Origin of the sequence: Sediminibacillus dalangtanensis (genome assembly GCF_017792025.1) — a bacterium.
Taxonomy (GTDB): domain Bacteria; phylum Bacillota; class Bacilli; order Bacillales; family Amphibacillaceae; genus Sediminibacillus; species Sediminibacillus dalangtanensis.
This window is the reverse complement of the sequence record NZ_CP046956.1, coordinates 2,418,323-2,441,516: the sequence shown is the minus strand read 5'-3', so window position 1 is coordinate 2,441,516 and position 23,194 is coordinate 2,418,323. Positions and strand designations below refer to the sequence as shown.

Here is a 23,194-nt window from a genome sequence, read left to right as displayed (position 1 = left end):
TTATCTACTGAAGTCGAGTGATAACAAGGTGTGCTGAGACAGGCTCCGTTCCTCCAGCGACAGGAGTAATGGTAAGTGCCGTGGCATTGTCAGCAGGATTTCGTACAGTTATTATAGAATTGGCACTTGTGGTAGTCACAAGAGCCATTCCCACTATCTGAGAAGTACCAGTTGCTCGCCCAACCACCGTATAAGGTAATTCACTGTTATTGAGTGTTAAAACCAGTTGCCCTGCTTCGTCTACACTTACCTGAAACAATACCTGGTAGGTCCCGATTTCAGTCAAATTAAATGTATCATCGCTAGTACGAGTAATCAGTCCGTTTGCACTAATAGGTCCATTTTGTGGAAAATCCACATCTTCACCTGGAGCAATTGTTGCAGCATTATCAGGCGGCATTAAAGCATAGAAATCTGCAAAGGCTAATACTCCACCCGCTTCTCCTGTAGCGCCAGTAGCACCCGTAGGCCCTGTAGGTCCAGTTGCACCCGTAGGTCCTGCAGCACCCGTAGGCCCTGTAGCGCCAGTAGGCCCCGTAGGTCCTGCAGCACCCGTAGGCCCTGTAGGTCCAGTAGCGCCAGTAGCACCCGTAGGTCCAGTAGCTCCAGTAGCTCCCGTAGGCCCTGCAGGTCCAGTAGCACCTGTAGGTCCAGTAGCTCCAGGAGGCCCCGTAGGTCCTGTGACTCCGGGAGGCCCGGTAGGACATCCCGAACAGGATATGACTCTACTTGGCACAAATCTTGGTCCTCGAGGAGGACATAGCTTTCCTCCAGTTGGGATACAACAAACTTCTGGGACGCAAGGGTTATTAAAATGTTTGTTCATAGATATCACCTCCTGACTGTAATAATTTATTCCTCTAAAAACTATATGAAACGGCTACTTAATCACATATTCCTTGGTCAAAAACTCCTGCTGCATTATTTTCCTTTTTATTTTACTAAAAGGCTGGTATTTAAAGCTCACCCTATCTCTTAAAGACTTATAAATGCATAATAACGGGAGGATTCCATCAAGTTACGATTAGGGAAAGAGAGAGTTGATGTAAGCTGTGCAAGCGATGCCTTCACAGAAACAATGAGAAATAGATGGTTTAAGAAGTGAATGAAACCAAAGTAATTCGTCTAATCAGATAATCCCGCCTGCTAGGGTGGAGGTAAAGCTTACTACCGCAATAGGAGCGTCTATAGCCAAAAAATATTTAAATTGTTATAATAGGGAAATTATAATTTTATGTGAAGATTTACTGGATTTATTCCTTTCTTAATGACGAAGAAAATGTTTGGAGAATAAACAGGAGAGGTTATTGAAGGGCATATAATTGTTATTCTACACTATTGGAAATCTGTTATACTTGGAGCTCATTCGATAAATTCTTGAGATACAGGTTCGATGAGGTGGAACATGCGAACATACATACCGGTCCACTTGAAACAACCGTGATTTAAAGTGCCTAGCATTTGACTGGAATGCCGTTTTCTCTAAATTCCAGAAGTATTGTAATGGTAAATGTCATCGAATCAATTACAGCGAATCATATATGTTTAGCAATAATGTAGAGCGCTTCTCAGTTACAGACATTCGCTTTTGATAAGAAATGCTGAATTTATATTTATTGAATAATTTTTCAGTCCTAGTTTTCAGACAACTAATTTAGGGTACAGATAAGATAATGATTATACATATCTACAACAGGTGAGGAAGGATGCGGATGAACACAAAGCAGGATAAGGTAATTATCTTTCCGAAGTGGAAGGATGCATTGGAAGAAGAAAGCTTGCAGGCATTAAAAGAAAAACGGTACGAGGATGCACTGAAGAAGTTAGATGAACTGATTGACCACGAAATTTATTCCCATGAGATTTTTGCAGGGAAAATCATCTGTCTGATGGAGCTCGGAGAAACAGATGAGGCGGAAGCGTTGTGTCGCCATCTCGTGTCTCTTGAAGATGAATACTTTTTTGAGTACTTGCATATTTATGTCACGCTGTTGTTTCAAATGAGCGAATATGAGCAACTTATAGAAATCATTGATGATGTATTTTCCCGTAAAACAGTGCCAGAGCCAATGAATTCTCAGCTTGAACAACTTGCGGAAATGAGCACGAAGCTGTTGCAGGATAAAATGGATGAAGAGGCAAATGATCACATCAATGAGCTTAGCAAAGCGGTGAAACAGGGCGATCCACTACGTCAGTGGCGCATCATCGTACAAAGCAGTAATTTGAAACCAACTCCTTACCTTCGCTATTTGAAACAATTACTGAAGGATGACAGGATACACCCTGTAGTAAAGACGGCAATCATGGAATGGCTAGCTGAACAGGAGGTTGATTCGGAAATAGTAGTTGAAAAAGCGGAATCTGAGATATCTGTTAACCCAGCAGATCTTAAAAGTGTGGAAGACCATCCTGTTACCAAGCAAATAAAGGTTCTTTTAAGAGAAGTAGAGCAGGAAAATCCGACTTTGTATCAGCTCTTAGAAAAGTTGTTGTATCGATATTTATACGTGAGGTATCCATTCATGCCTGGAGAAGGAGAACTGATTGCTGTCAGCCATGCCATTAAAATAATGGGTGCGAAGTATTTACAGCTCGAAGGACTATATCATACATATAAAAAACAGGCGGGCGAATTGGATGTTGATACATATATGGAAGAAATAACCCAAAATGAAAAAAGCTATTTCTCGATCATTGAGGAATAGGTTCATAGATGACACGTGGTGCTTCACAAATTCTCAGTCTGTTCTAATTGTTGAAAGCAAGTCTGTTTATGTTATAATAAGGTGGTTGCAATTGCGTTCCGCCTTCGTATGATTTTATTATACACCGAATGAACGTCAAACAAGACATACTGAATTTATAGATGTTGGAGGGAATTACATGTCAGCAAAATGGGAAAAACAAGAAGGAAATCAAGGGACATTAACCATTGAAGTTGATGCTGAAAAGTTCGACAAAGCACTAGATCAAGCTTTCAAAAAAGTGGTTAAGCAAGTACAGGTTCCTGGATTCCGTAAAGGGAAAATGCCAAGAGGACTATTCGAACAGCGCTTTGGTGTAGAGTCATTATACCAAGATGCGGTCGATATCATTCTTCCTGAGGCTTACACAAACGCCGTTGAAGAAACTGGTATTGAGCCGGTAGATCAACCGGAAGTGGATGTAACGCAAATTGAAAAAGGGCAGCCGCTTGTTTTCACAGCACAGGTTACGGTTAAACCTGAAGTGAAACTCGGGGAATATAAAGGCCTGGAAGTAGAAGAAGAAGAGACAGAAGTAACGGATGAAGACGTTGAGCATGAGCTTTCGCATATGCAGGAACATCAAGCGGAGTTAGTCGTCAAAGAAGAAGGAACCGTTGAAGAAGGCGACACTGTCGTTATCGATTTTGAAGGTTTCGTTGATGGAGAAGCATTTGAAGGCGGACAGGCGGAAAACCATCAATTAGAAATCGGTTCTGGTTCTTTTATCCCAGGATTTGAAGAGCAGTTGATTGGAAAAGAAACGGGAGCAGACACAGAAGTTCAGGTAACTTTCCCTGAAGAATACCATGCAGAAGAGCTTGCAGGTAAGGAAGCTACCTTTAAAGTCAAAATTCATGAAATTAAAGGTAAAGAATTGCCTGAACTTGATGATGAGTTCGCAAAAGATGTCGACGAAGATGTCGAAACACTGGAAGAACTTCGCAACAAGACAAGAGATCGACTGAAAGAACAAAAAGAGACGGACGCTGACAACAAAAAGCGTGAATCTCTGATTGAACAGGCATCCGAGAATGCAGAAGTCGATATTCCGGAAGCAATGGTAGAAACAGAACTTGACAGGATGGTCAAAGAGTTTGAACAGCGCTTGCAAATGCAAGGAATGACCATGGATATGTACTACCAATTCTCCGGAACAGATGAAGCAGGCTTGAAGGAGCAAATGAAAGACGATGCTGAAAAGCGCGTTAAAACAAACTTGACTCTTGACGCAATTGCTAATCAAGAAGAAGTTGAAGTGACAGATGAAGATGTCGATAAAGAGCTTGAGTCGATGGCTTCGATGTATCAAACAGAGGTAGACCAGTTGAAACAAATGCTTGGCGGGAACACGGACGCCATCAAAGAAGACCTTAAATTCAAAAAAGCTATCGACTTCCTGGTAGAACACAGCAAAACAAAATAAATAAAAATGGAAAAACAAGGTGCGATTCTGGTTCGTGCCTTGTTTTCTCTATAAAAGGCATTCGTTTAAAGATGCAGTAAGCGGGAAATAGTAAAAAAGTTGTCACCCATAACATAAAATCGGGAACTTGAATATAAAATAGAAGACAAACTTACATAACATATTAGTTGACATTTTAGAATCTTCTTACATAATAAGATTTACACTGTTTGTAAAACTGTTTGCTGTTATTTGCAGGTTGCAGTTTATTCGAACGGTTTAATGGCAAGACTTTTAATGAGACTGTTTTTTGCTAACGTAGATAAGATGTGACCATTTGAGGTATTTTACTTTTTTCAAAACGGTATATCTGATATTATGAGCTAAAGAAAGGAATACTTGATTGAAACTCAAATGATTTCTCATATCATAATAGATACTTATTACTTGAGGGGTGAATTAGATGTATAAATTTAATGAAGAAAAGGGCCAATTAAAATGTTCTTTTTGCGGAAAAAGCCAAGATCAAGTACGTAAATTAGTAGCCGGTCCTGGCGTTTATATATGTGATGAATGTATTGAACTTTGCACGGAAATAGTGGAAGAAGAATTAGGTAATGAAGAAGAAGTGGAATTCAAGGAGATCCCGAAGCCACAGGAAATCTGTGAAATCCTGAATGATTACGTAATCGGTCAAGAAAAAGCCAAGAAAAACCTATCGGTAGCAGTGTATAATCACTACAAACGAATCAATTCCGGCAAGACTGCTTCTGATGATGTCGAGTTGTCAAAAAGTAACATTGCGATGATCGGGCCGACAGGAAGCGGTAAAACGTTGCTGGCACAGACACTTGCAAGGATATTGAATGTGCCATTTGCGATTGCTGATGCGACTTCTCTTACAGAAGCTGGTTATGTAGGGGAAGATGTGGAAAACATCTTGCTGAAACTAATCCAGGCAGCTGACTATGATGTAGAAAAAGCAGAAAAAGGGATTATTTATATCGACGAAATCGATAAAGTGGCCAGAAAATCCGAAAATCCGTCGATCACTCGTGATGTATCCGGTGAAGGGGTACAGCAGGCATTGCTGAAAATCCTTGAAGGTACCGTTGCAAGCGTACCTCCACAAGGCGGAAGAAAACATCCACACCAAGAGTTCATTCAAATTGATACGACGAACGTACTATTTATTTGCGGTGGTGCCTTTGATGGTATTGAGCAAATCGTTAAGCGCCGTCTTGGCAACAAAGTAATTGGTTTCGGCGCAGATGAAGAGAATCAAGACCTAACCAAAGCAGAACTGCTTTCTAAAGTTCTCCCAGAAGACATGCTTCGTTTTGGTTTGATTCCTGAATTCATCGGTCGACTACCGGTTATCGGAGCTCTGGAGCCATTAGATGAGGAAGCGTTAGTCGAGATTTTGACAAAGCCTAAAAATGCGCTTGTTAAACAATACCAAAAGCTTTTCCAGATTGATAATGTGGAACTGGAAATGGAAGAAGATGCCTTAATTGAAATTGCACGAAAAGCAATTGAACGTAAAACAGGGGCACGTGGCCTGCGTTCTATTATCGAAGGAATTATGTTAGACGTCATGTTCGAGTTGCCATCAAGGGATGATATCGAGAAGTGTATCATTACCAAGGACACAGTTCTGTTAGAAAACGGACGTCCGAAGTTAGTTTTAAGTGATGGTACGGTAAAAGACGAAAACAAAGAATCACCGAAAGAAAGTGCTTAATAAAACGATAAGACACCGAGTCCATTAAAAACAGACATGCATTTTCCTTCCGTTGTAAATCCCTTGTTATGTCATAACAAGGGATTTACACATGGATAAAAGAATCTGCGAAGAAAATTCTGGGGTTTCAGTTAAGAAAAAGGCAGGTAATGATAACAAACGGGACGCATGTAAAAGGTTTGATTTGAGGAACTTTTCATGAAATGGTATAAAAGTGCCTTATTAGTGGAGTAATAATGAAATGGAAGCATTGTGTGAATGGACAGGTTTGCGAAGATATGGAGGTGCCAAGTGTGACTGCAGAAAATAAAGTACAAATCCCCCTCCTTCCGCTGCGCGGGTTGTTGGTTTTCCCCGCTATGGTTTTACACTTAGATGTTGGGCGGGAAAAGTCGGTAAATGCATTGGAAAAAGCAATGATGGAAGATCAAAGTATTTTTCTTGCTGCCCAAAAAGAAAGCGGTGTGGACGAGCCTGCTGTAAATGATATTTACAGAGTGGGAACGATGGCAAATGTAAAGCAAATGCTAAAACTGCCCAACGGTACAATTCGTGTTTTAGTGGAAGGATTGTATCGCGGGGAAATTGTTCAGTTTCTTGAAGAAGATGACCAATTTGTCGTCGAAATTCAGGAATTTGAAGAAGTCCATGGAGACAACAACGAAGAAGAAGCACTGATGCGGTCTTTGATCGAACAGTTCGAGCAATACATAAAGATATCGAAGAAAGTGAGTCAGGAAACGCTCGCTACGGTTACAGACATTGATGAACCGGGCAGACTTGCTGATATCATTACTTCTCACTTATCTTTAAAGCTCAAAGACAAACAGGAATTGTTGGAGACAGAGAATGTCAAAGAACGTTTGAACCGTCTGATTTCGTTGATTACGAATGAGCGTGAAGTACTCGATTTAGAGAAAAAAATTGGACAACGCGTCAAGAAGTCGATGGAAAAGACGCAAAAGGAATATTACTTGCGTGAACAAATGAAAGCTATCCAGACAGAGCTCGGTGATAAGGATGGCAAAGCTTCCGAAGTAAGTCAGCTGAAAGAAAGAATCGAAGCTTCCGATATGCCGGAAAGAATCCAGGAAATTGCCTATAAAGAACTGGACCGTTACGAAAAAGTTCCGCAAAGTTCTGCGGAAAGCTCGGTTATCCGTAATTATGTCGATTGGCTGGTCTCCATTCCCTGGACGGACAAAACGGAGGACAATTTAGATGTCAACCATGCTGAAAAAATATTGGACGAAGACCATTACGGACTCGAAAAAGTAAAAGAGCGTGTTTTGGAATATTTGGCCGTTCAGCAGCTTACTAAAACAATCAAGGGACCGATATTGTGTCTGGCTGGCCCACCCGGTGTAGGAAAGACATCATTGGCAAAATCCATTGCCCGGGCAATAAATCGAAATTTTGTCAGAATCTCCTTGGGCGGAGTCAGGGATGAAGCGGAAATCCGCGGACATCGCCGGACTTATGTCGGCGCGATGCCCGGCAGAATCATCCAAGGCATGAAAAAGGCAAAAACGGTCAATCCGATTTTTTTACTGGATGAAATCGATAAAATGGCAAGTGATTTCCGCGGAGATCCTTCGGCAGCCATGCTCGAAGTTTTGGACCCGGAGCAAAACAGTAATTTTAGCGATCATTTCATTGAAGAAACATATGATTTATCCAATGTAATGTTCATCGCAACGGCAAACAATTTGGCTTCGGTTCCAGGACCGCTGCGTGACCGGATGGAAGTCATTTCGATTGCAGGTTATACAGAAGTGGAAAAACTCCATATTGCCAAAGAGCACCTCTTGCCAAAACAAATAAAAGAAAATGGGTTGAACAAAGGACAGCTGCAAGTACGTGATGATGCACTAACCAAATTGATCCGCACTTATACAAGAGAAGCCGGTGTGCGGGGACTGGAAAGGCAACTTGCATCCTTGTGCCGAAAAGCAGCAAAAATAATTGTATCAGAAGATAAAAAACGGGTCGTAGTAACGGATAAACAGCTGGAGTCATTGCTCGGCAAGCCGCTTTTCCGGTATGGAAAAATGGAAGAGGAGAATCAAGTAGGTGCTGCTACAGGGCTTGCTTATACATCTGCTGGCGGAGATACACTGTCGATTGAAGTGACGTTATATCCGGGCAAGGGAAAATTGACGCTGACCGGAAAACTGGGTGATGTCATGAAGGAATCAGCTCAAGCGGCTTTCAGTTATATACGATCCAGAGCTGAAGAACTGAAAATAGACCGCGATTTTCATGAGAATAACGACATTCATATTCATGTGCCGGAAGGGGCAACGCCGAAGGATGGACCTTCAGCCGGGATTACCATGGCAACCGCGCTTGTTTCTGCACTGACTGGTCGTGCTGTGAAACGCGAAGTCGGCATGACCGGGGAAATCACACTTAGGGGAAGAGTGCTTCCAATCGGCGGCTTAAAGGAAAAATCACTAAGTGCCCACCGAGCAGGTTTGACAACGATCATTATGCCGGCTGATAACAAACGTGATCTGGATGACATTCCCGAGAGCGTCAAAGAAGGGCTGAACTTTATCCCTGTCGAACATTTAGATGAAGTGCTGGAACATGCGTTAGTGGAGGAGAAACATGAAAGTAACTGAGGCGGAAATCGTAATAAGTGCAGTATCAAAAAAGCAATATCCAGGCGATATGCTACCAGAAATAGCATTGGCAGGCAGGTCAAACGTCGGCAAATCTTCTTTCATCAACAAAATGATCAACCGGAAGAATCTTGCCAGGACCTCCTCCAAGCCGGGGAAAACCCAGACATTGAATTTTTATAAAATTAATCAAAGTTTTTACTTCGTGGATGTGCCCGGTTATGGCTATGCCAAAGTTTCCAAGAAGGAACGGGAAAAGTGGGGCAAGATGATGGAAGAATACTTCATGGAGCGGGAAAACCTGAAGGCTGCTGTTCTTATTGTAGATATCAGGCATCAACCCACAGAAGATGATATTATGATGTATGACTTTTTGAAGCATTTCGAACTTCCCGTCATCGTAGTCGCTACGAAATTGGATAAGGTTTCGAAAACCAAACGGGCAGCACACCTGCAAACAGTAATTAAAACACTGCAGGCTGATGTCGAGGATATTGTCCTTCCTTTTTCAGCAGAAACGGCAGAAGGAAAAGAAGAAGCTTGGAAAGTGTTACAAAGTTTTTTGTGAAAAGCTGACTTCAGAAAATAGCTGCTTGGCAGGGTACAAGCAAAATGGATTGCGCCTATCTGGTGTTGATCCAATGTTGCAAAAATACGCTTATGCGTCTTTGAATTTTACTTTGTAGCGGACCGAGGGTGCAAGGAAGATTAGGCAGGGGTACCCTGGTTGAGGTAATCTGCCGAAGCGATATCAAGCATCCAGGAATATTAGCTCAACTGTATCGGTTAAGGAAGTAACTAAGCATGTGAACAGAAAAAAAGCGGAAGCAGTTTTAAACGGCTTCCGCTTTTTGTTATGCTACTTTTTTCGATAAATAAGATAACCACCGATGGCAATCAAGAGAAGCGGCCAAAAGCTTTCCAGCAAAGAAGCCGTTTCGTTTATCCAGTTGAACCAGCCCGGCTTGTTAATCGAATAGATAGCGAACAAAGCAATCCCCAGTAACAACAAACCGGGTAGCAATCCGCTTTTTGTCTTTTGAAACCGGATTAGAAATGCAATGCCAATGATCAATGGGTAAACACCCCAATGGTCAATCCAGAAACCATAATGGCGCAAACCGAAGAAGTGGAGACCTAATCCAAGGAGAATCGTCCCCGGGAATAAATTTTTGTACTCCTTGGAAAAGTAACTATGAAACAGAAATACAATACCGATAATCATTAACAATGTTGGCCAGGAATAAAAATCGGTGAAAAAGGGTATCTGGAACTGTTGGAGAAAAAAGTAGCAGCCGATACCGATCAACAAAAATCCGGTAAAAATGTTTTGTTTCTTCACGAGGGTTCCTCCGTAAATTATAATAATTATTAAATAGTATTAATTAGTTGCTTCTGTACTGTGTATATGGTAAAGTACAAAAGGATTGAAAAACAGCAAGATACAACTACGTACTGGTATTATCCTAACATATAGTTTCAATATCTGTTCACAAATTTTATCAGTCGCTGGTAACATGCGTGTTATAATGAAAGATGGACTTATACAAATAATAAAAGCAAAAGGCACTGGCCAGCGGCCTAAACACCATGTGCGGCTACATCCGGCTGCAACAGTTTTTATACGTAATATTGGGGGTAGAATAAAGTGCATATTTTAGTTGTCGGAATAAACTACAGAACAGCCCCTGTGGAAGTTAGGGAAAAGCTCACTTTTGAAAATCAAGATGTTTCGCAAGCAATGAAGTCTTTGAACCAACAAAAAAGCGTATTGGAAAATGTAATTATCTCCACTTGCAACCGGACAGAGATTTATGCAGTGGTTGATCAACTTCATACAGGACGCTATTACATCAAGCAATTCCTTGCCGAATGGTTCGACATGGACAAAGACTTTTTCTCACCACATCTGGCTATTTATGAAGCAGATGGAGCAGTAGAACACTTGTTCAAGGTGACGAGCGGTCTTGATTCCATGGTCTTGGGAGAAACCCAGATTCTTGGTCAAATGAAGCAGGCATTTCTTTTGGCGCAAGAATCCGGAACAACCGGCACCATTTATAATGAACTTTTCAAACAAGCTGTTACACTGGCAAAGCGTGCTCACAAGGAAACAGAAATCGGCGATCATGCTGTATCAGTCAGTTATGCGGCCGTAGAGCTTGCCAAGAAGATATTCGGCGATCTGTTGAACAAACATGTCGTCATTCTTGGTGCTGGAAAAATGGGAGAATTGGCAGCGAAAAATTTGCAAGGATCCGGTGTGGAAAAAGTGACAGTCATCAACCGCACGCTATCAAAAGCAGAAGCGCTGGCTGAGCAATTCTCCGGACAAGCACGTACATCCGATAGCCTTCCGGAAGTGTTGAAGGATGCAGATATTTTGATCAGTTCTACCGGAGCAAACAATTATGTGTTGGATAAAGATTTGTTGGGACCTGTACACAAGCAAAGGAAGGGACGTCCCCTTTTCCTAGTCGATATTGCTGTACCACGCGATATTGATCCAGTTCTTGGAGACCTTGACAGTGTGTTTTTATATGACATCGATGATCTGCAAGGAATTGTCGACGCCAACCTGGAAACAAGGAAGCAAGCTGCGGAAGCAATTGAATTGATAATAGAGGAAGAAATTGTCGCATTTAAGGAATGGCTTCAGACTAAAGGTGTGGTTCCGGTCATTTCTGCCCTAAGAGAAAAAGCGTTATCCATCCAGGCAGAAACGATGAAAAGCATTGAGCGTAAAATGCCGGATTTATCAGACCGCGAACGCAAGGTGTTGAACAAGCATACGAAAAGTATCATAAATCAGATGCTGAAACAGCCGATCTTGCAAGCGAAAGAAATGGCGGGCAAACCACAAGCAGAAGAATCATTGCAAATGTTCATGCAAATCTTCGGTATTGAAGAGATGGTTCAAGAGGAGTTGAACAAACAGTCCGGCGGCAAAGTTTTCAGCTTTGATCAAGGAACGAAGGTGTCACAAACAGTCGCTGTGCAAAAAGCATCGACGAATTGAGACCTAATGACAATTACCGGAAAAATGGGCTGTAATGCTATACAAATGAGAGGATTTCCCATATGCTGGAAATGAAGTGGCTTTATGAACTGATTCTTGTCATATACGGCGCTAGTGTGATGGGATACTTTATCGATTTTATTCAATACAACCGGAAGGCCAATCGGATTGCCTTCTGGTTGCTTAGTTTGGTATGGGTTTTACAAACCTTGTTTTTAATTTATCAGCTGTTGCTTGAAGACAGCTTTCCGGTACTAAACATGTATGACGGACTTTATTTTTATGCCTGGATACTCGTTACATTTTCTCTGTTGATCAACCGCTTTTTTCGGGTGGATTTGATTGTTTTTTTTACGAACCTGCTAGGTTTTTTTATTATGCTTCTTCATGTAGGGGCTAGTGCCCAAAATCAGGGAACTGAACGGGGAGTCCACCTTGTCAGCGAGTTGTTAATCGCCCATATCAGCCTAGCGCTTTTATCCTATGGTTTTTTTACCGTTTCCTTTTTATTTTCTATTATGTACCTACTGCAATATCGTTTGCTGAAGGAAAAAAAAGGTTATAAATGGCTTCGTCGCTTCGGAGGGCTCGACCGGCTTGACACCTTGTCATTCCAAGCTGTGACGGTCGGGGTACCCATTCTTATGATTTCCATTATCTTGGGAATCGTCTGGGCGTATTCCTCCGGTGCCGAGTTTTATTGGAATGACTTTAAAACAATGGGCTCGATGTTCGTTTTGATTGTCTATATGGTCCACTTGATATTACGATTGGTGAAAGGGTATCAAGGCAGGACTATTGCTTTGTATAATACAGGAGCTTTTTTGTTTCTGTTGATTAATTTCTTTCTATTCAGCATGCTGTCTAATTTTCACTTTTGAAAAGTTGACCTGCTTTTGAATAAGATTGCTATTTCATGATGTCAGGAGGATGACAATGCGCAAAATCGTAATCGGTTCCCGGAAAAGCAACCTGGCTTTGACCCAAACAGAATGGGTGATTGACCAGTTGAAAAAAGCAGGGGTACCATATGAGTTTGAAATCAAGAAAATTATGACCAAAGGGGATAAAATCCTCGATGTCACACTTTCGAAAGTAGGCGGGAAGGGCTTGTTCGTCAAAGAAATAGAACAGGAGATGTTTGACAAGGAAATCGACATGGCTGTTCACAGTATGAAGGATATGCCTTCTCAACTACCTGAAGGACTTATTATTTCTTCCATCCCGGTTCGTGAAGATCACCGTGATGCCTTTGTTTCCAATGATAACGTATCATTAACAGACCTTCCGGAAGGAGCGGTGGTCGGTACTAGCAGCCTGCGAAGGGCGGCGCAAGTGCTGGCAGCAAGACCGGACGTTGAAATAAAATCTATTCGCGGTAATATCGAAACCCGACTTCGAAAAATGAAGGAAGAAGACTACGATGCGATTGTCCTGGCAGCTGCCGGGCTGATTCGTATGGGATGGGGAGAAGAAATCGTAACCGAATTCCTGGATCCCGATCTTTGTGTTCCGGCCGTTGGACAGGGAGCATTGGCTATTGAGTGCAGGGAGGATGACCAGGAGCTGCGTGAACTGCTTCAGAAAATAAATGATCAGTACACGGCCCATACTGTTTCAGCTGAACGTACTTTCTTGCATTTGTTGGAAGGTGGGTGCCAAATCCCGATAGCGGGTTATGCTCATATGGAAAAAGACGAGGTTGTCCTGACTGCACTTGTTGCCACCTCAGATGGAAAAACGGTATTAAAGGAAGTTGTCAAAGGCAAAAATCCGGTGGAAGTCGGCAGAGAAGCTGCTGAGCGGATGAAGGCGCGAGGAGCTCAGAAAATTGTCGATGACGCCAAAGAGGAGCTTGACCAATAATGGGCAAGCCTCTTGCGGGCAAAAGAGTTTTAATCACCCGCAGTGAACAGCAGGCGGAGGATTTCGCAAGTAAATTAGAAGAAGCGGAAGCAGTTCCGGTAATTGTTCCGCTTCTTCGCTTACAAAAAAGGGAAGCACAATCGAACAAACAAATCCTCTCCAAACTTCACGAATTTACATGGGTGTTTTTCACAAGTGCCAATGGCGTGAAGTTTTTTTTCGAGCAATTAAGGGACTGCGGTCTTGATTCGGGGCAGTTGGAAAATAGTAGGGTGGCAGCAGTCGGCAGAAAAACCAGACAGGCTTTACATAAACAAGGTTTGTCCGTCGATTTTACTCCGGAAAAGTATTCTGGGAAGCGCATGGCCACCGAATTTATGAAGAAATATCCTGATCCAGGTCCGGTTTTGCTTGTATGCGGTGGGTTGGCGAGACAGGATATTCCTCTACAGCTTGAACGGCAAAAGGTTTATTTCCAGAAAGCAGTGGTTTATGATACGCTGATAAATACAGTGGCCCGTGATGATCTTTTGTCTTTCATTAGAGAGGGAAAATTGGACGTCTACACATTTACCAGCCCCTCGACAGTAAAAGCGTTCATGAAGTTAACGTCAGATGAACCGGAATTACAACAAAAAGTTGTTTCTGAAGCGTTGACCGTCTGTATAGGACCGACTACTAAAGAGGCTGCTGGAAAACAAGGGTTTACAAATATTCTTGTACCGAAAGACTACACACTTGAGGGCATGATTAAACAGCTTGCCAGGTACTATGATACAGAAAGGAACTAGGTGAACGATATGAACGAGTTTAAAAGACATCGACGATTAAGAACATCAGCAGCCATGCGGGCATTGGTTAGGGAAACACAGTTATCGACTGACGATTTGATTTATCCGATATTCGTGATAGAAGGGGAAAATGTCAGAAGGGAAGTTCCTTCGATGCCTGGGGTATATCAGGTTTCGCTCGAACATCTATCGGAAGAGATGGACAAGCTTGTCGAACTGGGTATTCGTTCCGTCCTGTTGTTCGGCATTCCGAAGGAGAAGGATGAGCAGGGAACCCAGGCTTACTGTGAAACAGGTATAGTCCAACAAGCATTAAGAAAAATCAAACAAGAATTTCCTGAATTGATTACCATTGCGGATACTTGTCTCTGTGAATACACTTCCCACGGGCATTGTGGAGTTATTCATGACGGGGATGTAGATAACGACGCTTCACTTCCGCTCCATGTGGAAACAGCAATTAGCCAGGCCAAAGCAGGAGCGGATATCATTGCTCCGTCGAATATGATGGACGGGTTTGTTGCCGCTATTAGAGAAGGATTGGATAATGCGGGCTTTAAACACATTCCGATCATGTCCTATGCGGTCAAATATGCATCAGCATATTACGGCCCATTCCGCGATGCAGCGGACAGTACCCCGCAATTCGGTGACAGAAAGACATACCAGATGGATCCATCCAACAGAATGGAAGCTTTCCGTGAAGCGGCGTCCGACATGGAAGAAGGTGCAGACTTCCTTATTGTTAAACCAGCGATGTCTTACTTGGACATCATGCGGGAAGTCAAAGACCGTTTTAATGCACCGTTGGTCGCTTATAATGTAAGCGGAGAATATTCAATGGTGAAGGCAGCAGCACAAAATGGCTGGATCAACGAACGGGAATTGGTGATGGAAAAACTGACTTCGATGAAACGCGCAGGCGCAGATTTGATCGTCACCTATTTTGCTAAAGATGTAGCAAAATGGTTAAAAGAAGAATAATCGTTGGAGGTAGTGGATAATGGCGAATTATGATCGTTCTAAGCATGCTTATCAAGAAGCGGTGGATTTGATGCCCGGAGGGGTCAACTCACCTGTCAGAGCCTTTAAATCAGTAGGAATGAATCCGTTATTTATGGAACGTGGGAAAGGCTCGAAGATATGGGATATCGATGGCAATGAATATATCGACTATGTCCTAAGCTGGGGACCGTTGATTTTAGGACATGCCAACGAAAGAGTGGTCAATCGGTTAAAGGAAGTGACCGAGCTTGGTACTAGCTTTGGTGCCCCGACCGAGATCGAAAACAAGCTGGCGCAATTGGTGATTGATCGGGTACCTTCGATTGAGATGGTGCGGATGGTCAATTCCGGAACCGAGGCGACCATGAGTGCATTGCGACTTGCACGCGGTTATACCGGAAGGGACAAGATTTTAAAATTTGAAGGCAACTACCATGGTCACGGCGACTCGCTATTAATCAAAGCAGGTTCCGGTGTTGCTACGCTCGGTCTTCCGGATAGCCCGGGAGTGCCAGAGTCGATTGCTCAAAACACCATCACCGTTCCATACAATGATACGGAAAGCGTCCGCTACGTTTTCGAACAATATGGTGATGACCTGGCGGCTGTCATTGTGGAACCTGTATCCGGCAACATGGGAGTGGTTCCGCCGCAAGGGAACTTTTTACAGGATCTGCGTCAATTGACAGAAGACAATGGTACACTGCTGATATTCGATGAAGTTATGACAGGATTCCGTGTCGGTTTTAACAGTGCCCAAGGTCATTTCGGTGTAACGCCAGATTTGACTTGTCTCGGTAAAGTAATCGGCGGTGGATTGCCGGTAGGTGCATACGGCGGCAAACGGGAAATTATGGAACGTGTCGCGCCGACCGGCGATATTTATCAGGCCGGTACTTTATCCGGTAATCCGCTGGCGATGACTGCTGGTTACGAAACGTTAAGTCTTATGGATCAAGCAGCCTACAATCAGATCAGCGATAAGGTTGACAAACTTATCGAAGGATACAAGCAAGCCTCTGAAGATTATGGGGTGCCGATTTGTGTCAACCGGGCAGGCTCCATGGTTGGAATCTTTTTCACCGAGGCAGATGTCATTAATTACGAAACAGCTAAATCTGCAAACCTTGATCATTTCGCCAGTTATTATCGTTCGATGGCGGAACAAGGCATCTTCCTGCCACCGTCTCAATTCGAAGGGATATTCTTGTCAGTCGCCCATACGGACGAAGATATAGCCAAGACAATCCAAGCAGCCAGAAACGCATTTGAAAAAATAAGCAAAAATCAATAACAAAAAAGCATCCTGCCCCTATGCAGGATGCTTTTTTTTGCATCGACACCAGTTTCGGCGGTTTGGGGTCAGTCCCCATCTATCCATTTCCCCCCATTTATCGGTAAAACAAGATGAGATAGAGACAGACATCCTTCGTATAAATTACTGATTTCAAAACCTTTTGTAATGATGAAGCGTGTATATAATCCCTTTTGGGGTCAGTCCCCACAGCATCATTTTGTCCGATTTATACATGGATAGGGACTGACCCCAAGCCGCCCCCAAACCGATTCTAAGCGACAGTCCCAAAGCGCAAGGTTCTACTGCTCCTCTTTGGGTTTTGGCATAATTTCCAGGGGAAGGTCATATATCTTAAGGGAGTGAGTGTTCGAGGTTTTATGGATCTTGAAGGGAGGAGTAAGTTTTGGCAGAAGGTGGTCAATCCGTGTTTACGTTTGATTTGAATGAATCTGTCTGGTTTAAAAAAGGACAGGAAGTTGATGAAATGATGGGAATATCCCTGGATCCGGAAATTTCTATTCAAGAGATGGGTGATTTTGTATCCATCAGGGGTGTAATTGAGTTGAAAGGGGAGTATTTTCAGGTAAAAAATCAGAGGGAATCTGATGAAGATGCTGACTCTTTCCGAGAGGATCCTTCCCATCGGGTGGTCGATCAAATAGAAGCTTATGAAGATGGAGTGAATGAGTTCTTTCACCATTTTCCAGTCGAAGTTTCCATACCAACATATCGAGTCCGTTCACTTGATGATGTGAGGGTCGGTATTGAGTCGTTTGATTATGAATTGCCTGCTTCCAATCAATTAAAATTAAATGCATCCTTGACGATCCACGGTGTTTCGGAGCCGCGGCAGGAAAGTACTTCCGAAATGGAAACAGAACCTGCGACAGCAGAGCAGACGGAAGTAGAGAAAGAAGCAGAAGCTTTGCTGGAAGATACGGAAGTTGAATCCGTTGAGGAAGCACGTGACACTACGGTTCCTGATACACCAATATTGGAGGCAGTAAAAGAGGAGCCGGCAGTTGAAACGGAAGAGCAGGAAGTTTTCCGATTCGATGTAAAAGAAAAAGCGGAAAGCTCAGATGAAGCACACGAGCGGGAACAAGCTTCTATCGATAATGATCCATTACAGAGCGAAAAGGAACAGGAAAAAGACAGATGGAAACAGAAAACCCAGTCACTGGCAGAGTTTTTCGGTAAAGTGGAAGAAGTAGAGGAATCTGCTGAATCGAGCAATACAGACTATGAAAGCTACGATGGAAAATCCGATGAAGAGTATGAAGACTCCTTTGAGTCGAGTGAAGAATCTTCAGATGGAAGGGACGGAGAAAAACCGGATACTCGCTACTTATTGAACATATTCGATAACAAAGAGGAACGGTATACCCGTCTAAAAATGTGTATTGTACAAGAAAGCGATACGCTTGCTTCATTAGCAGAGAAGTACAAGGTTTCGCCTCTTCATATTTCAAAATCGAATCGTTTAGGTGACGATGATATAGAAGAAGGGCAGATTCTCTATATACCTGTCAAGAAGTGAAGAGCAAAGAAGAAAATCCCTTGCCAACCAGATGCGGTCAAGGGATTTCTTACGTAACAAAATGTACGGCAGAAAGCTCTGTAAACAAGAATCATGGACCACGTCAAATCCAACTAAGGAATGGAGTTTTTAGGAGGGAGATCGGTGGAAAGGATACAATCCGTTTTACAGGAATATCAAATCGGTCCAGCTGAAATTGTTCCAATAACTAGCCGATTGTATAAAATTCATACGTTTGATTATACCTTTGCCCTAAAGCGATCTCGGATGAAGCCAGAGGCCCTTTCTAGCTGGGAAAACGTTTATCGCCAAGCTAATTTGCACAGGCTCTCCTCCATCGTTCCTGTCTATTTGACTGAAAAAGGACAATTATATGTTTCTTATGAAAAGGATATTTATTATTTGTCTCCTTGGCAGGAAATGCTGGAAAGAGATGAGCCAGTCCATGAACTGGAAGGTTTTTTCAGGGAACTGACGAATATTCATGCTGTAACGATGGAAGAACATGCTATTAATCAGGAACTGGCACAGGATACAGTCGCTCATGAATTACAACAATTAGAGTCTCGTCGGGCAGACTTACTCGAACATGTGGAACAGTTTGAAGCACGCCGTTATATGTCACCGTTTGAACTAGAAGTTTGCACACACTATCGAGATATCGAAATCGCATTTTCTAAAACTGCTGCATGGTTTGAGGCTTATCTGGAAGATTTGCGAAGGGACCAAATTGGCAGAACGTGTCTATGTCATGGAAATTTACGTACCTCTCATTTGCTAACTGCCCAGGAACAAGCCAAATTTATCAATTGGGAACATGCCTTCACTGGGAACCCGGTACAGGATTTATCCGTTTACTTTCAACAGGAATGGCAATTCCATGATTACTCCCTTCAGGATGCTCTGCAGTCTTTCCCGGTATATGAAAAACAGAACCGATTGCTACAGAGTGAGAAGTCCCTTCTGGCTATTTTGTCTATCAATCCATCTAATTATCTGGACACAGTGGAAGACCATCTCCGGCATCCGTACAACAGGCCACTTCCATTTCAAATCAGAGACTTGGAGCGGTCTTATCGAAGGTTGTACCATGGCCTGAAATTCCAGGAAGTACTTGAAGGTCAACGACAGGAATACTTGGAAAAGCTGGAGGAAGAAGATTAAATCCATTCCATATAAAATGCAACAAAAATCCCGACAAACAAACCAAGAAGGAAAACGTCCATTGTAGTTGGAAAAAATAAAGTCCGGATCAGTTGAAAGATCATGATCGGCAAGGTAGCCCTTTCGATGACGACAAGCCAATATCTACACCACGGAGGGAGTTTATAACGGTAATAACGAGCCAATAACTTTCACCCCTTTTCTTAGTCTTTTGGTGTATCCTATGAACAGGAAATCAAATTGGTACTTAAAAACAGGAACAAACCGTTATATCAGCCCGATTTTTGTTGTCCGTCTATTTTTGTCATCTTTTTGTTGACTTGATAGCTGAAATTTGGATAAAATAAGGAATATAAATTGAACACCATAAATGCCATGAACGGGAAGAGTACAGTGCAACGCCTTTAGAGAGGAGAACCATTAGCTGAGAGGTTTTCCAGGATGGTTGTTATTGGAAGGTCGTCCGGGATGCAGTTTCCTTGAAAATGAAGTAAAGGAAGCCGGTTTACAGCCGTTAAAACATTCGAGTGTGCAGATTGGATGTGTCCGTCTGTAAACAAAGGTGGTACCACGGAAATACAGCCCTTTTCGTCCTTTAGGATGAGGAGGGCTTTTGTATGTTGTCGAATGTATAAGGCTGAACCAAGTCGCTATCGCTTTTCTCTTCTTAACTTAATAGAAAAGAATTTTTCTGGCGGTGCTGTCTTGGTACCATCTTTTATTCTATCCGCATGGAATTTATGGAAGCAGGAGGTATAACGAAATGGACGAAAATAAACAAGAGCATTCTCTGCCGCCCAAATATGACCCACAAGCAGTCGAACGTGACCGTTATCGATTTTGGGTTGAAGGGAAGTATTTCGAAGCAGATGGTGATCAGAAGAAAGAACCTTTCACGATTGTCATTCCACCGCCGAATGTTACAGGAAAGCTGCATATCGGCCATGCCTGGGATACAACTTTACAAGATTTGATTACTAGGATGAAGCGAATGCAGGGGTATGATGTACTCTGGTTGCCTGGAATGGATCATGCGGGCATCGCCACCCAGGCCAAAATCGAGGCAAAGCTCAAGGAAGAAGGGCAAAACCGTTACGAGTTAGGACGCGAAAAATTCCTTGAAAAATCATGGGAGTGGAAAGAACAATATGCAGACTTCATCCGCCGCCAATGGGCCAAGCTAGGCTTGGGACTGGATTATTCACGTGAACGCTTTACACTCGATGAAGGTTTGTCAGAAGCCGTTAAAGAAGTGTTTGTTACGTTATATAACAAAGGATTAATTTATCGCGGAGAGTATATTATCAATTGGGATCCGACAACTAAAACAGCGCTCTCCGATATCGAAGTAATACATGAAGAAATCCAGGGGCATTTTTATCACATGAAGTATCCGTTGAAGGATGGCAGCGGGCATATCGAGATAGCGACTACCCGGCCCGAAACCATGCTCGGCGACAGTGCGGTTGCTGTCCATCCGAAAGATGAACGGTACCAGCACTTGATCGGCAAAAAGGTAGTCCTGCCTATAGTTGGCCGTGAAATTGAAATAGTTGCCGATGATTATGTCGATATGGAGTTTGGTTCCGGAGCAGTAAAAATCACACCTGCCCACGACCCGAATGATTTTGAAATCGGGAATCGCCATAATCTGGAGCGAATCTTGGTGATGAATGAAGATGGAACGATGAATGAAAATGCAGGAAGCTACCAGGGCATGGATCGATTTGAATGCAGGGAGCAACTGATCAAAGATCTCCAGGACCAGGGTGTATTGTTTAAAATAGAGGAACATATGCACTCAGTCGGTCATTCGGAGCGCAGCGGGGCTGTAGTCGAGCCTTATTTGTCGACCCAATGGTTTGTCAAAATGCAGCCATTGGCTGAAGCTGCTGTCGAATTGCAGTCCGATGAAGAAGAAAAAGTAAATTTCGTTCCAGAACGGTTTGAACGCACCTATTTAAACTGGATGGAAAACATAAGAGATTGGTGTATTTCTCGTCAGCTATGGTGGGGACATCGTATACCTGCCTGGTATCACAAGGAAACCGGAGAAGTTTATGTAGGAAAACAGGCACCGGAGGACAGCGAAAACTGGGAACAGGATGAAGACGTACTTGATACATGGTTTTCATCCGCACTGTGGCCTTTCTCGACAATGAATTGGCCAGATACAGAGGCGGAAGATTTCAAACGTTACTTCCCGACGGACGCGCTTGTGACTGGCTATGATATTATCTTCTTCTGGGTTTCAAGAATGATTTTTCAATCAAAGCAATTTACCGGTAAACGACCGTTTAAAGACGTATTGATCCATGGTCTTGTTCGTGCGGCTGACGGTAGAAAAATGAGTAAATCACTTGGAAATGGTGTCGATCCGATGGATGTGATCGATAAATATGGTGCAGACTCCCTTCGCTATTTCTTGTTGACTGGTACAACTCCTGGCCAGGATTTACGGTTCCAATGGGAAAAAGTAGAGTCTACTTGGAATTTTGCCAACAAGATTTGGAATGCTTCCCGGTTTGCTTTGATGAACATGGGGGACTTACGTTATGATCAAATCGACTTGACCGGAGAGAAGTCGGTTGCTGATGAATGGATTCTCACCCGTTTGAATCAAACCATCGAACAAGTAACCAAAAACGCGGATAAATATGAATTTGGTGAGGCTGGACGCCAGCTATATAATTTTATCTGGGATGAGTTATGTGACTGGTATATTGAAATGGCGAAGCTGCCACTGTATGGAGAAGATGAACAAGCGAAACATACGACAAGATCGGTCCTTGCATATGTACTTGATCAAACAATGAGAATGCTGCATCCGTTTATGCCGTTTATTACCGAGGAAATATGGCAACACTTGCCTCATGAAGGAGAATCGATTACGAGAGCTGCCTGGCCGGTTGTTAGAAGGGAACTTCATAATGAAGAAGCTGCCCAGGAAATGCAACAGCTGGTTGCCATCATCCGCTCTGTAAGAAATATACGGGCTGAGGTCGATACACCGATGTCGAAACAAGTACAATTGCTTATTCAAACGGAAAACCAGCCTATAGCTGAAAACCTGGAGAAAAACCGTCATTATTTAGAACGCTTCTGTAATACGAGCAAATTGGAAATTGCGGACAACATCGATGCACCTGAAAAAGCAATGTCCGCTGTAGTAACAGGAGCAGAATTATTCCTCCCGCTTGAAGGTTTGATCGATATCGACAAAGAAATCGAGCGACTAAAAAAAGATCTCGAGAAATGGAATAAAGAAGTAGAGCGAGTTGAAAAGAAACTTTCGAATCAAGGTTTTGTCAGCAAGGCGCCAGCAAGTGTAGTTGAGGAAGAAAAACAAAAACAGGCAGATTATTTGGAGAAGCGTGCAAAGGTGCAGGCTAGACTTGATGAACTGCAATCTTGATAAAAGTAAAAAACACAGGGGTGTTTGCATGACCCCCTGTGTTTTTTGCGTGGTTGAAATTCATCATAGCAGATAAGTTTCCAACGTAGGCATTACCACCGGCTTAACGATTTGCGAGTCTTTTTTATCGGGAAGACAAAAGGTGGTCTTTACTTCTTTTTACATACTTTGTTGCGTATTTGATATAAACTGCCACATATTTTGTATGCGTATTTCTAACTTCCTACGGCGCTGCGGAATTACCCTGCGCTTTCCGCGGGCGGCTGGTGAGCTTCCTTGAGCTAACGCTCTGCGGGATCTCACCGAGGCCTTTCCTCCTGCAGGAGTCTTCGGGTATTTCCTTCGCTGGGAACAGCTTCCGGTTTCTAAACGAGTGTACGAGACATTTTTCTCTTGCATCACTTGGTGCTGCATGTAGCTAGGAAAATCAGCAGAAAATTCAAGAGAAGGAGAAAAGACGGAACCCCAACTATTCTTTAGGAAGAAAAGAACGCGTTTCCTGATTTTTAAAAAGTCTTGTTGGGTTTCAAGGAAAAAGTTTCTAAGCTAGCCATAATCAGCATGCTTCTTAGCG

The 23,194-nt window shown here is 42.9% G+C and carries 17 protein-coding genes and 1 other annotated feature; of the genes, 14 read left to right on the top strand and 3 right to left on the bottom strand.

Annotation, left to right across the window (positions count from 1 at the left end):
• Positions 1-4: 4 nt before the first annotated feature.
• A complete protein-coding gene (locus ERJ70_RS12310; RefSeq protein WP_209365150.1) occupies positions 5-826 on the bottom strand; it encodes a collagen-like domain-containing protein in 822 nt (273 codons plus the stop codon).
• 886 nt (positions 827-1,712) lie between these two features.
• Between ERJ70_RS12310 and ERJ70_RS12305 the strand changes: the two genes are divergently transcribed.
• The 5 genes from ERJ70_RS12305 to yihA all read left to right on the top strand — a co-directional run bounded on the left by ERJ70_RS12305 (position 1,713) and on the right by yihA (position 9,091).
• The gene (locus tag ERJ70_RS12305; RefSeq protein ID WP_209365149.1) at positions 1,713-2,708 is read left to right on the top strand and encodes a tetratricopeptide repeat protein; all 996 of its coding nucleotides are present in this window, start codon (positions 1,713-1,715) and stop codon (positions 2,706-2,708) included.
• A gap of 178 nt (positions 2,709-2,886) precedes the next feature.
• A complete protein-coding gene (tig, locus tag ERJ70_RS12300; protein WP_209365148.1) occupies positions 2,887-4,173 on the top strand; it encodes a trigger factor in 1,287 nt (428 codons plus the stop codon).
• Positions 4,174-4,615: 442 nt separating this feature from the next.
• Positions 4,616-5,896, top strand: coding sequence for an ATP-dependent protease ATP-binding subunit ClpX (gene clpX / locus ERJ70_RS12295; RefSeq protein WP_209365147.1), 1,281 nt, complete (start codon positions 4,616-4,618; stop codon positions 5,894-5,896).
• A 278-nt stretch (positions 5,897-6,174) separates the two neighbouring features.
• Entirely contained in the window at positions 6,175-8,523 is a 2,349-nt protein-coding gene (lon, locus tag ERJ70_RS12290; protein ID WP_209369349.1) for an endopeptidase La, read from the top strand.
• A complete protein-coding gene (gene yihA / locus ERJ70_RS12285) occupies positions 8,510-9,091 on the top strand; it encodes a ribosome biogenesis GTP-binding protein YihA/YsxC (protein ID WP_209365146.1) in 582 nt (193 codons plus the stop codon). The genes lon and yihA overlap by 14 nt, the downstream gene beginning before the upstream one ends.
• 291 nt (positions 9,092-9,382) lie before the next feature.
• Here the strand turns inward: yihA and ERJ70_RS12280 are convergent, their stop codons facing one another.
• On the bottom strand, positions 9,383-9,865 hold the full coding sequence (locus ERJ70_RS12280) for a LiaI-LiaF-like domain-containing protein (RefSeq protein WP_209365145.1): 483 nt from the start codon (positions 9,863-9,865) through the stop codon (positions 9,383-9,385).
• Positions 9,866-10,171: 306 nt separating this feature from the next.
• Between ERJ70_RS12280 and hemA the strand changes: the two genes are divergently transcribed.
• The 8 genes from hemA (at position 10,172) to ERJ70_RS12240 (ending at position 19,205) form a co-directional block, all read left to right on the top strand.
• Entirely contained in the window at positions 10,172-11,542 is a 1,371-nt protein-coding gene (gene hemA / locus ERJ70_RS12275; RefSeq protein ID WP_209365144.1) for a glutamyl-tRNA reductase, read from the top strand.
• A 62-nt stretch (positions 11,543-11,604) separates the two neighbouring features.
• A complete protein-coding gene (locus ERJ70_RS12270; protein ID WP_209365143.1) occupies positions 11,605-12,423 on the top strand; it encodes a cytochrome C assembly family protein in 819 nt (272 codons plus the stop codon).
• 55 nt (positions 12,424-12,478) lie between these two features.
• Positions 12,479-13,408 carry a hydroxymethylbilane synthase gene (gene hemC, locus ERJ70_RS12265; RefSeq protein ID WP_209365142.1) on the top strand — a complete coding sequence of 310 codons (930 nt, stop codon included), beginning with the start codon at positions 12,479-12,481 and terminating at the stop codon, positions 13,406-13,408.
• A complete protein-coding gene (locus tag ERJ70_RS12260; RefSeq protein ID WP_209365141.1) occupies positions 13,408-14,199 on the top strand; it encodes a uroporphyrinogen-III synthase in 792 nt (263 codons plus the stop codon). The genes hemC and ERJ70_RS12260 overlap by 1 nt, the downstream gene beginning before the upstream one ends.
• Positions 14,200-14,208: 9 nt before the next feature.
• Positions 14,209-15,183: a porphobilinogen synthase gene (gene hemB, locus ERJ70_RS12255; protein ID WP_209365140.1), complete on the top strand. Its 975-nt coding sequence runs from the start codon at positions 14,209-14,211 to the stop codon at positions 15,181-15,183.
• 19 nt (positions 15,184-15,202) lie between these two features.
• On the top strand, positions 15,203-16,498 hold the full coding sequence (gene hemL, locus ERJ70_RS12250) for a glutamate-1-semialdehyde 2,1-aminomutase (RefSeq protein ID WP_209365139.1): 1,296 nt from the start codon (positions 15,203-15,205) through the stop codon (positions 16,496-16,498).
• Positions 16,499-16,904: 406 nt separating this feature from the next.
• On the top strand, positions 16,905-18,041 hold the full coding sequence (gene spoVID / locus ERJ70_RS12245; RefSeq protein ID WP_209365138.1) for a stage VI sporulation protein D: 1,137 nt from the start codon (positions 16,905-16,907) through the stop codon (positions 18,039-18,041).
• Between the two features lie 144 nt (positions 18,042-18,185).
• A complete protein-coding gene (locus ERJ70_RS12240) occupies positions 18,186-19,205 on the top strand; it encodes a phosphotransferase (RefSeq protein ID WP_209365137.1) in 1,020 nt (339 codons plus the stop codon).
• Here the strand turns inward: ERJ70_RS12240 and ERJ70_RS12235 are convergent.
• Entirely contained in the window at positions 19,202-19,390 is a 189-nt protein-coding gene (locus ERJ70_RS12235; RefSeq protein ID WP_209365136.1) for a YszA family small membrane protein, read from the bottom strand. The genes ERJ70_RS12240 and ERJ70_RS12235 overlap by 4 nt on opposite strands.
• 181 nt (positions 19,391-19,571) lie before the next feature.
• Positions 19,572-19,804: a binding site (T-box leader), on the top strand.
• A 164-nt stretch (positions 19,805-19,968) separates the two neighbouring features.
• Here ERJ70_RS12235 and ERJ70_RS12230 point away from each other — a divergent pair.
• Positions 19,969-22,620, top strand: coding sequence for a valine--tRNA ligase (locus tag ERJ70_RS12230; RefSeq protein ID WP_209365135.1), 2,652 nt, complete (start codon positions 19,969-19,971; stop codon positions 22,618-22,620).
• Positions 22,621-23,194 lie beyond the last annotated feature (574 nt).